General features: G+C 65.2%; 10 protein-coding genes. 6 read left to right on the forward strand and 4 right to left on the reverse strand.

What is annotated here, in order from left to right:
- Nucleotides 1-13: 13 nt before the first annotated feature.
- From ACIPZB_RS15740 to codB, 4 genes are all read right to left on the reverse strand, one after another.
- Nucleotides 14-757: a sulfite exporter TauE/SafE family protein gene (locus tag ACIPZB_RS15740; RefSeq protein ID WP_400641356.1), complete on the reverse strand. Its 744-nt coding sequence runs from the start codon at nt 755-757 to the stop codon at nt 14-16.
- Between the two features lie 226 nt (nt 758-983).
- The gene (gene codA, locus ACIPZB_RS15745; protein ID WP_400641358.1) at nt 984-2225 is read right to left on the reverse strand and encodes a cytosine deaminase; all 1242 of its coding nucleotides are present in this window, start codon (nt 2223-2225) and stop codon (nt 984-986) included.
- Between the two features lie 4 nt (nt 2226-2229).
- Nucleotides 2230-3447 carry a PucR family transcriptional regulator gene (locus ACIPZB_RS15750; protein WP_400641360.1) on the reverse strand — a complete coding sequence of 406 codons (1218 nt, stop codon included), beginning with the start codon at nt 3445-3447 and terminating at the stop codon, nt 2230-2232.
- The gene (codB, locus tag ACIPZB_RS15755) at nt 3444-4709 is read right to left on the reverse strand and encodes a cytosine permease (protein WP_400641362.1); all 1266 of its coding nucleotides are present in this window, start codon (nt 4707-4709) and stop codon (nt 3444-3446) included. Before codB ends, ACIPZB_RS15750 begins: the two co-directional genes overlap by 4 nt.
- Nucleotides 4710-4997: 288 nt before the next feature.
- Between codB and ACIPZB_RS15760 the strand changes: the two genes are divergently transcribed.
- The 6 genes from ACIPZB_RS15760 (at nt 4998) to ACIPZB_RS15785 (ending at nt 10093) form a co-directional block, all read left to right on the forward strand.
- Nucleotides 4998-5621, forward strand: coding sequence for a glutathione S-transferase family protein (locus ACIPZB_RS15760; RefSeq protein WP_400641364.1), 624 nt, complete (start codon nt 4998-5000; stop codon nt 5619-5621).
- 90 nt (nt 5622-5711) lie between these two features.
- Nucleotides 5712-6197 carry a hypothetical protein gene (locus tag ACIPZB_RS15765; RefSeq protein WP_400641366.1) on the forward strand — a complete coding sequence of 162 codons (486 nt, stop codon included), beginning with the start codon at nt 5712-5714 and terminating at the stop codon, nt 6195-6197.
- An 89-nt stretch (nt 6198-6286) separates the two neighbouring features.
- A complete protein-coding gene (locus tag ACIPZB_RS15770) occupies nt 6287-7063 on the forward strand; it encodes a ParA family protein (protein ID WP_400641368.1) in 777 nt (258 codons plus the stop codon).
- Between the two features lie 63 nt (nt 7064-7126).
- Nucleotides 7127-7537 (forward strand): DUF2946 family protein, encoded by a 411-nt coding sequence (locus ACIPZB_RS15775; protein WP_400641369.1) that lies wholly within the window; start codon nt 7127-7129, stop codon nt 7535-7537.
- 68 nt (nt 7538-7605) lie between these two features.
- A complete protein-coding gene (locus tag ACIPZB_RS15780; protein WP_400641371.1) occupies nt 7606-9756 on the forward strand; it encodes a TonB-dependent receptor in 2151 nt (716 codons plus the stop codon).
- Nucleotides 9757-9763: 7 nt separating this feature from the next.
- A complete protein-coding gene (locus tag ACIPZB_RS15785; RefSeq protein WP_400641373.1) occupies nt 9764-10093 on the forward strand; it encodes a hypothetical protein in 330 nt (109 codons plus the stop codon).
- Nucleotides 10094-10271 lie beyond the last annotated feature (178 nt).

Raw genomic sequence — 10271 nt, forward strand, 5'->3', positions numbered from 1 at the left:
CCAAGGCAAGCGTTCAGCGTCCCAGCAACTGGGGCAACGAGGCCATCAGCATGGCCACGCCCGACAAGGTCAGCAGCCCCAGCACCACCCGGCGAAACGCCTGCTCGCTGATCCCCAGGTACACCCGCGTGCCAAGCAGCGCTGGCAGGGCCATGGCCAGCAGCACGACGCCGAACGAGGGCAGCATGTCGCGGGTGACCACACCGGTACCCAGGTAGGTGAGCATGGTCACCAGCAGCATCGACAGGTTGAAGTTCTGGATCACCGCGCGCTGGGTATCACGCTCGAAGCCACGCAAGGTACACCACAGTGTAGGCACTGTCCCGGTAAAACCACCGATGCCGCCCAAGACACCGCCCAGCATACCCACCGCACCATCGGCCAGGCGGTTGCCCGGCAGCCGTGGCAGGCGCGGTGCCAGCAGCATCAGCGGGCACCACAGGACCAGCAAGGTGCCGAACACGGCCTTGAACCAGAGCATGTTCAGGTAGGGCAACACCCACACCCCCAGCGGGATGCCAGCCAGGCCGCCGAGCACGAAGGGCCACAGCAGTGGCCAGCTGAAGCCGCGGCGCACGCTGAATACGGCGATGAGCTGGCCGGCGAGGCTGCCGAACACGGTCAGCGAGGCCGCCAGCCGTGGCTCCAGGCCCCAGGCCCAGAACGACATGGCGACCATGCCAAAGGCAAAACCGGACAGGCCCTGGACGAATCCGGCGACGATGGCACCAACGGCGATGAGGTAGAGCGAGTCCATAGGGCCTTGTCAGCTTGGCTTGATCGGCGTCATACCATGCCAGAGCTGGGGGCGGATGTCTGCTTGAAGCAGGGCCTGCCTTGCCGCTGTCCTTTGGGCAATCGCCGCTGACTTTGTGGGAGCCGGCTTGCCGGCGATGCAGGCGCCGCGGTGCATGGCACCGGCTTTGCCGGTGATCGCCGGCAAGCCGGCTCCCACAGGAATCGCGTCAGCTTTTGAGAAAGCTTTAAGCAAAGCGCTCGATCTGGGCCGGGGTTCGGCGCATCAGCACTTTGCCGTGGCGGATCGACACCAGCGCGTGGCCCTGGCTGCGCACCATTTCGTAGTCATCGGCCGCCGACAGCAGCAACAGGTTCGCCGGGCGCCCTACCTCGATGCCGTAGCGCTCGCCCAGGTTGAGGGTGCGGGCACTGTTGTCGGTGATCAGGTCCAGGCAGCGTTGCAGGTCTTCGTAACCGAGCATGTGGCAGATGTGCAAGCCGGCTTCGAGGATGCGCAGAATGTTGCCGTTGCCCAGCGGGTACCAAGGGTCGACGATCGAGTCCTGGCCGAAGCAGACGTTCATCCCCGCCCGGTCGATCTCGGCCACGCGGGTCAGGCCGCGGCGTTTCGGGTACGTGTCGAAGCGCCCCTGCAAGTGGATGCTCTCGGTCGGGCACGAGACGAAGTTGATGCCCGACATTTTCAGCAGGCGGAACAGCTTGGAGCAGTAGGCATTGTCATAGGAGCCCATGGCCGTGGTGTGGCTCGCCGTCACCCGCGCGCCCATGCCGCGCACCCGCGCCTCTTCGGCCAGCACTTCGAGGAAACGCGACTGCGGGTCGTCGGTCTCGTCGCAATGCACATCGACCAGGCAACCGGTGCGCTCGGCCAGCTCCATCAAAAACTTGACCGACGAGACGCCCTGGTCACGGGTATTTTCAAAATGCGGGATGCCACCCACCACATCGGCGCCCATGGCCACCGCCTCGGTCATCAGCGCCCGGCCGTTGGCGTAGGATTCGATGCCCTCCTGGGGGAAGGCCACGATCTGCAGGTCGACCAGTTCGCGTACTTCGTCGCGCACCTCGACCATGGCCTTGAGCGCGGTGAGCTTGGGGTCGGTCACGTCGACGTGGGTGCGTACATGCTGGATGCCGTGGTCCACCAGCATGCCAATGGTATTCTTGGCGCGGGTCTTGATGTCGTCATGGGTAGTGATGGCCTTGCGCTCGGCCCAGCGCTCGATGCCTTCGAACAGCGTGCCGCTCATGTTCCACTTCGGCTCGCCCGCCGTGAGGGTCGCATCCAGGTGGATGTGTGGCTCGACGAAGGGCGGCACCACCAGGTTCTGCTGGGCGTCCAGGTCGTCGGCAGCGCTGCCGGCGACGACGTCGGCCTGGGGCTCGATGGCAGCGATGCGATCGCCCTGCAGTTCGATACGGAACAGGCCGGCCTTGCCACGCAGGCGTGCATTGATGATGTTCATGGGGTTACTCCTTGCCTTGGGCTTCGGTCATGCGCCATATCAGCATAGCGACCGCAGCATTCATACGAAAAAGCGGGTCGTCGAGGGACTGCCCGCTCAATTGTTCGATACGTTGCATCCGGTGGTTGATGGTGTTGCGGTGCACGCCCAGGCGCTGCCCGGCCTTTAGGCCGTTGCCGTTTTCCATGAGCAGCGCGTCGAGGGTGTGCAGCAAGGTATTGGGCTGTTTGCGCCCGGGGCTGCGCAGTGGGCCGAGGGTCCGGGTGACGAAGTCGTCGAGCAGCGAACGGTCGACGATCCCCTGCAGCAAGCGCAGCACGCCCAGTTCGCTGAAGTCGCACAGGCCCGTGGCCGGGCGCAGGTTCTGCGCCACCTCCAGCGCCTGTCGGGCTTCGTTGAGGGCCTGGCGATAATGGGCGCAGTCTTCGGCGGGGCTGGAAAGCCCCATGAACAGGCCCATTTCCCCGACCAGCGCAGCGAGTTGCCGGTGCAGATCGGCCAACGCTGCACGCAGGTGCGGCGAATCAGGCAGCAGCAACACGAACAGGTCACCCGCCAATTGCGCCGTGACCGCCTCGGGCCGGCCGCGACACCAGGCTTCGAGCAGGTCTTCCAGCGCTTGCCGGGTGCCTTGCCACAAGCGTTCGCCCTGGGCCAGCCCGTGCCGTTCGAACAGCTCGTCGACCGCCGACAGGCGCAGCGCCACCAGCCGGCGCGGCCCGTCCAGGGCCAGCTGCAGGTGCGCCGCACGCTGGCGAGCGATGGCCAGGCTTGGGTAATCACCGGTCAGCAACTGGCCGAGGATGTCGTTGCGCGAACGCCGCTCCTGGGTCATCTGCACCAGCGCAGTGCCGATCAGGTGGGTGACCACCACCATCTTCAGCGCATAGGGCTGCTCGATCAGCGGCAGGCCCAGTTGCTCGGCACGGGCCATCACCGCGGGCGGTATGTGCTGGATGAACGAGCCACCGGTGAGGATCACCATGCCGGCGATACCCACCGCCTCGCCATCCTCGACCAGGCTCAGCAGGTTGCTTTCGCCACGCGGGTGATTGATGCCGGTGACGAACACCAGCTCGCCGCCCATCACCCACTCGGCGATGCCTTCATTTTCCGCCACGTAGGGCCAGCGCACACGCCGCTGCAGGTTGCGTGCGCCGGCCCGCACGCGCATGTCTTGCAAACCCGGCAGGCACAGGAGTTCTTCCAGTGCCAGGCTCACGGTTCGACCTCGGCCTGGCCCAGCGCCTGGCGTCGGCCACGCAGTTCGAGCAGCAGGATGTAGCACAGTGCCGAGGCGCTGATGCCAACAAGCGGGGCCACCCAAGGCGAGGCGTAGGCCAGTACCGCACCGACGGCATAGGCGGACAGCCCGGCAAGGTTGTAGCGCGGCAGGCTGACCGACCCCAACGCGGGGTACTTGCCACGGTGGCGGTACCAGAAGTCGGCCATGATCACCCCGCCCACCGGCGGGATGATCGACCCCAGCAGCACCAGGAACGGGATCAGCAATTCATACATGCCACCGATCGCCAGCAGGATGCCGACACCCGCCGCCGCCAGCGTCATGGTGCGCCGACGCTCACTGCGCAGCAGGTGGCAGGCCGCCGCCGAGACGTTGTAGATGGTCGGCCCCTGGATGGTCCACAGGTTCAGGCAGAGCATCACCACCGCCGCGAACGACAGGCCCTGGAGCATCATCACTTCGACGATGTCGGCCTGCTGGTAGACCATCGCGCACCAGGCCCCGGCCACCACCATCAGGCCATTGCCGAGCAGGAACGCGACGATACTGGCCGTGACCGCCACCCGCCCGCTGCGCGACAGCCGCGTCCAGTTGGTGGCCTGGGTGGCGCCGCTGGCGAAGGTGCCGAAGACCATGGTCACCGCCGCGGAAAAGGTCAGGGTTTCGTGTGGCACCAGTGCCGCGAGCTGTTGCAAGCCTCCGACATCGCGGGTGGCGATCACCATGGAGAAGATCAACAGCGCGAACATCAACGGCACCGACACCCGTGACAGCAGGTCCAGGCCCTTGAAGCCGACAATGGCGGTGATGCTGAAGCCCAGCCCGAACAGCACCATCAATGGCACGGTGAAACCGGGGGCCAGCCCCAGCAGCTTGACCAGTACGATGGCCACGGTAGCCGTGCCCCAGGCGTACCAGCCAAGTTCCGCGAAGCCAAGCAGAAAATCCGAAAGCCGGCTGCCCGCCTCGCCGAAACAGAAGCGGCCCATGAGCACGGTATTGAGCCCGCTGCGCGACGCGATGAACGCCAGCGCTGCGGCATACAGCGCCAGCAGGCTGTTGCCGATGGCGGCGATCCACAGCATGTCGACGAAGCCGAAGGCCATGCCGAGCTTGCCACCGGCGAACATGGTGCCGGTGAAGAAGGTGAAACTGAACAGCACCATGGCGATCGGCAACAGGCCCTTGCGCGCATGCTGGGGCGCTTCGCAGAGAGGGAATTCGGAGGGTGAGCTCATGGTCGGGTGGCTCCGGGTTGAAGGTGCAGCGACAAGAGCAATATGCGGGCCGCTTTTGCCAAGGCCGGGAAAGCCGAAAAAGCAGGCGCGAGGCATAAGAAAGACTGTGCAGGCTGCACAGAATAGCGTCGCCAAGGAGTAAGCAATGTGTGCCACGTGACCCATTTGGAGGCGAACATGCACCAATGCGAAACAGGCTGGGTAATTTTCACCCAGCCTTCACCCAGCCCCTTGACCCAAGTCATGGCCTGATGGACGATCGACGCTTCCCCGACCAAGGACGAAGGCATGTTACGGATACTGGGCAGAGCGTCTTCCATCAACGTGCGCAAAGTCCTGTGGGCCTGCGCCGAATTCGATATCCCGTTCGAACGCGAAGACTGGGGCACGGGCTTCCAGCCCACCGACGCCCCTGAATTCCTTGCGCTCAACCCCAATGCCATGGTGCCGGTCATCCAGGATGGTGACTTCACCCTGTGGGAATCCAACACCATCATCCGCTACCTCGCCACACGTTATGGCGATGGAGGCTGCTACCCGGCCGAAGCGGTCGCCAGGGCCCGCGTGGATCAATGGATCGACTGGCAGGCCACGGACCTGAACCGCTCGTGGAGCTATGCCTTCATGTCGCTGGTCCGGCATTCCCCCGCACATCAGGACCCGCAGGCACTGGCCGAGGGTTGCGCGCAATGGGTGCACTACATGCAGATCCTCGAGCGACAGCTGGCCACGACCGGCGCCTATGTGGCGGGTGATCGGTTCACCCTGGCCGACATCCCGATCGGGCTGTCGGTGAACCGCTGGTTCGAGACCCCCTTCGAGCACCCGTCGCTGCCAGCCGTCAGCGCCTACTTCGAACGCCTGACCGACCGCCCCGGCTTCGTTGCGCACGGACGCAACGGCACCCCCTGAGTGGCAAATTCTGCGCACGCCCAGTGCGTGCGCAGCGCCTGGGCGACATCGCTATAATCCTCCGTCTGATCTGCGCCCAAGGCCCCCCACATGCCCCGCTTGCCGAAGTTGCTGTTGCCCCTGCTGCTCATCGCTGCCCTCGGCGCCTGCGACCAGAAACCCACCCGCGAAGAACAGATCCTGGCCAACCTGCCCTTGCAGGAAGCCTACGAGCACAACATCGAGCGCATGGCCGCGCTGCTCACCCGCACCCACCCGCAACTCGATGAACAGACCATTCGCGAGGTGCTGCGCAAGCACCTCACGGTCGAGGACCAGCGCCAGGACCTGTTCAAGCTCTACAGCGAGAAGCACTTCAGCGACGCCGAGTTCGCCAGCATCGTCGCGGCCACCCGCGACCCGGCCAAGGCGCGGGCCATGGAAGAGACCGAAGAAGGCCAGCGACTGAGTGAAAAACTCACCCGGCTGATGCGCGAGACGGCGCGCGATGCCAAGGTGCAGGCGCTGGCCGCGCAGCGCATGCAGCAGGTGGAAGATGAACTGAGCGAGCGGGAAGAAAACGCTCTGCTACGCTAGCTGTAACAAGTCTTGTCATAATACTGTCGTCTTTCGGTCATAGGATTGACCCCAACCTGACATTTACCTACTTCATGGATGAGCGTCTCATGCGTCGTGTGGTTTTCAATCAGAAAGGTGGCGTGGGCAAATCGAGCATCGCCTGCAACCTGGCCGCAGCCAGTGCCGCCGAGGGCTATCGCACATTGCTGGTCGACCTCGACCCGCAGGCCAACGCGACCTACTACCTCACCGGGCTGACCGACGACGCCATCCCGGCCGGCATCGCCGACTTCTTCCGCCAGACCCTGTCGCCCTCCACCGCCGCGGGCAAGAAGCACCGCGTGGCGATCACCGAGACCCGCTACCCCAACCTGCACCTGGTCACCGCCAGCCCCGACCTCAGCGACCTGCAGAGCAAGCTGGAGCACAAGTTCAAGATCAACAAGCTGCGCAAGCTGCTGATCGAGCTGGGCGAAGACTACGAGCGGATCTACATCGACACGCCCCCGGCCCTGAACTTCTACACCTTCAGCGCTTTGGTGGCCGCCGAGCGCCTGCTCATTCCCTTCGACTGCGACAGTTTCTCGCGCCAGGCGCTGCTCAGCGTCATGGCCGAGGCCGAGGAGATGCGCCAGGACCACAACCCGGCGCTGCAGGTCGAGGGCGTGGTGGTCAACCAGTTCGCCGGGCGCACAGCCTTGCACCAGACCCTGGTCGACCAGCTGCGCAGCGAAGGCCTGCCGGTATTGCCGGTGTACCTGAGCAGTTCGATCAAGATGCGCGAGTCGCACCAGGCCTCGGTGCCGCTGGTGCACCTGGCACCGCGGCACAAACTGTCGCTGGAGTTCGTCGACCTGCTCGACGTGCTGGAACGGGCCGCCTGAGCGGGCAAATCTTCCACGCGCAGGGGCTACCCGACCGCTCGTCCGGGTGATAGATTCGCCGCCATGAAAACCACCCGGCAGACCCGCACGCTGACCGCCTGGACGCTCTACGCCAGCGTCCTGTTCAGCCTATTGCTGTGCGGCCTGCACCATGGCCAGATGGGCGGCTTGCGCCTGGCCGGCCTGGAAGGCGGGTTCTGTTCGGTGAACAGCGAGCACGGTGTCGCCATCGACCTGGATGGCGCCGGTGGCGACCAGCACATGGCCCAGCTCGACTGCCCGGTCTGTTCTTCGTTCGGCATGGCAGTACCCCTGAGCAGCGCTGGCTTCTCGTTCGCCCCAGCACACAGCGCCGCCACCTCACCCATTGTCGTGCGCAGCTGGGCGCAACCGCCGCCCCGCTACCAACGCCCTGCCCTCACCCCGCGTGCGCCCCCCGCCACCTTCCCCGCAGCAGCCCTTCACATCGCCTGACCCCAGCCGGGCGCGCCTGCGTGCGCGGTCGTGGTCAGCCATGACCCTTGCGTGGAAGACACAATAATATGCTTCGCAATACCTCCCTGGTGCTCCTCATGGGCACCTGCACCTTCACCTGGGCGGACGACGCCGCCGTGGAACTCGGCGCCACCACCATCGACGGCGAGCGTGACGCCCCCTCCGGGGTGCAACTGGATGAACCGATCCGCACCGGTTCCCGGCTGGGCCTGACCGCCCGCGAAACCCCCGCGTCGGTGAGCGTGTCCGACCGCCGCCTGATCGAAGAGCGCGGCGCCCAGGACAGCCAGGACGTGATCAACGCCATGACCGGCGTGAACGCCTCGGCCAACCCCGGCTTTGGCGGCTTCGTCAGCTATCGCGGTTTCACCCAGAACCAGGTCACCCAGTTGTTCAACGGCATCAACCTTGGCTACAGCAGCGCGATGCGGCCGGTGGATGCCTGGGTGCTGGACCGGGTCGAACTGCTCGGCGGGCCCTCGTCGTTCCTGCACGGTGCAGGCTCGGTCGGCGGCTCGATCAACTACATCACCAAGCTCGCCACCCGCGACCAGCAGGTCTTCGACGGGCGGGTGCGCTATGGCAGCTACGACGACTCGGAAGTGGCCTTCGGCATCAACCAGGCCCTGGCCAGCAACCCGGCCGATGCCCGCCACTTCATGCGCCTGGATTACAGCCACAGCGACGGCAACGGCTACATCGACCGCAACGAGCGGCAGACCGACAGCGTTACGTTTTCACTGCTCAGCGACCTGGCCCCCGACCTCACCCACACTCTGGCCCTGGAGTACCAGGAGGACCGCGAAGACAGCCCGTACTGGGGGGCGCCGATCTTGCCCGGGCGCAGCACCATGAAGATCGACAACAGCCGCCGCTTCGAAAACTACAACGTCGCCGACGGCCGTTATGAACAGCGGGTGCGCTGGCTGCGCTCGATCCTCGACTACCAGGTCAGCGACAGCACCAGCGTGCAGAACACGCTGTACCACTACAACGCCCAGCGCGACTACCGCAACCTGGAGCGCTACAGCTATACCAGCGACGGTAACGTACTGCGCGCCAGCCCCTACCTGCAGCGCCATGACCAGAACGTGCTGGGTGACCGCGTCGAGCTGCGCCATGACCACAAGCTGTTCGGCCTGGCCAGCCAGTGGTCGCTGGGCCTGGACTATTCGCGCATGCGCCAGACGCTCTACCCGACCTCGAGCAACTACACCGACGTGGTCGACCCCGACCACTTCGACCCGGGCAGCTTCGACGACATCCCCGGGGTGAATGCCGGCCTGACCAAGGGGCGCCGCCATGAGCTCACCAACCGCGCCGTGTTCGCCGAGCACCGCCTGCAACTGACCGAGCGCCTGGCCCTGCTGACGGCCCTGCGCTACGACTACCTGGACATGCAAGTGACCAACTACGGCGCCGTCACGCCGACCTCGCCGGCCTTCTTCGAACGCCGCTGGGAACCGCTGTCCGGGCGCATCGGCCTGACCTACGCGCTGACCCCTGCGGCCAGCGTCTATGTGCAGTACAGCACCGCCGCCGACCTGCCTGCCGGCTCGCTGGCGGCGGCGACCTACTCCAACGTCGGGCTGTTCGACCTGTCCAAGGGCGAGCAATGGGAGGTGGGCAGCAAGTTCGATTTCCTGGAAGGGCGTGGTGCGGCAACGGTGGCGCTGTACCAGATCGTGCGCAAGGACTTCGCCGTGCGCGATTCGGTCGACCCCAACCAGACGGTCCAGGCCGGGCAGCAGACTTCCCGCGGGATCGAGTTGTCGGGGCGGCTGCAGGTGACGCCGAAGCTGCTGGCCGAAGCCAACTATGCCTATGTCGATGCCGAGTACGACGCGTTCAACGAAGCCGTCAATGGCGTGTCGGTGTCGCGCGAGGGCAATTCCCCGGTCAACGTGCCGGCCAACGTGGCCAACCTGTGGCTGACCTACAGCCTCGACCCGGCGTGGTCGGTCGGGGTGGACAGCCGCTATGTCGATTCGGTGTATGCCGACAATGCCAATACCCTCAAGGCCCCCGCCTACACCCTGTTCGGTGCTTTTGCCCGCTACCGGCTGGACGAACACACCACGGTCACCGGGCGGGTGCGCAACCTGACCGACGAGGTGTATGCCAAGCAGGCGTACGGACTGCAGTACTACATGGGCGCGCCGAGGACGTTCGAGGTGGCGGTGGACATGCGTTTCTGACGGGTGAATGAGTGCCGGGCGACACAGCGCCATTGCACAGCAGCAGTTCTTCTGGGAGAGCCTGTTGCGTGACCAGGCGGTGACCAGCATTGGCAAGGCCTCGGTGTATTACGAGGCCAACGCCCAGGGTCACGTCGAGGGCTGCCTGGTGCAGCTGTACCCGCACCCGCTGCGCCGCGACGCGTTTCGCCTGGATGGCAACCTGCAGGCGCAGCTGAACAGCCGCTGCATGGCACTCGACCTGCGCAAGATGCCCGGTTTCGTTACCGATGAGAGGGGGCTGGCGAACGGCTACAGCGAGGTGGATTACGCGCCGTGGCGAGTGGGGCGGCCATGATGCTTTGATTAGCCTGTTCTGGCCCTATCGCTGGCAAGCCAGCTCCTACAGGTACATCACAGGCTTTGAGAGCTGTGGTGTACCTGTTCTGGCCCTATCGCTGGCAAGCCAGCTCCTACAGGTACATCACAGGCTTTGAGAGCTGTGGTGTACCTGTTCTGGCCCTATCGCTGGCAAG

The organism is Pseudomonas sp. NPDC089396 (assembly GCF_044749545.1).
In the GTDB taxonomy this organism is placed as follows: Bacteria; Pseudomonadota; Gammaproteobacteria; order Pseudomonadales; family Pseudomonadaceae; genus Aquipseudomonas.

Bases quoted from the DNA above. Each gene is read 5' to 3' on its own strand.
- ACIPZB_RS15785 (WP_400641373.1), top strand. From the start codon at position 9,764: ATGAGTGCCGGGCGACACAGCGCCATTGCACAGCAGCAGTTCTTCTGG.
- ACIPZB_RS15770 (WP_400641368.1), top strand. From the start codon at position 6,287: ATGCGTCGTGTGGTTTTCAATCAGAAAGGTGGCGTGGGCAAATCGAGC.
- codA (WP_400641358.1), bottom strand. From the start codon at position 2,225: ATGAACATCATCAATGCACGCCTGCGTGGCAAGGCCGGCCTGTTCCGT.
- ACIPZB_RS15740 (WP_400641356.1), bottom strand. From the start codon at position 757: ATGGACTCGCTCTACCTCATCGCCGTTGGTGCCATCGTCGCCGGATTC.
- ACIPZB_RS15775 (WP_400641369.1), top strand. From the start codon at position 7,127: ATGAAAACCACCCGGCAGACCCGCACGCTGACCGCCTGGACGCTCTAC.
- codB (WP_400641362.1), bottom strand. From the start codon at position 4,709: ATGAGCTCACCCTCCGAATTCCCTCTCTGCGAAGCGCCCCAGCATGCG.
- ACIPZB_RS15765 (WP_400641366.1), top strand. From the start codon at position 5,712: ATGCCCCGCTTGCCGAAGTTGCTGTTGCCCCTGCTGCTCATCGCTGCC.
- ACIPZB_RS15760 (WP_400641364.1), top strand. From the start codon at position 4,998: ATGTTACGGATACTGGGCAGAGCGTCTTCCATCAACGTGCGCAAAGTC.
- ACIPZB_RS15780 (WP_400641371.1), top strand. From the start codon at position 7,606: ATGCTTCGCAATACCTCCCTGGTGCTCCTCATGGGCACCTGCACCTTC.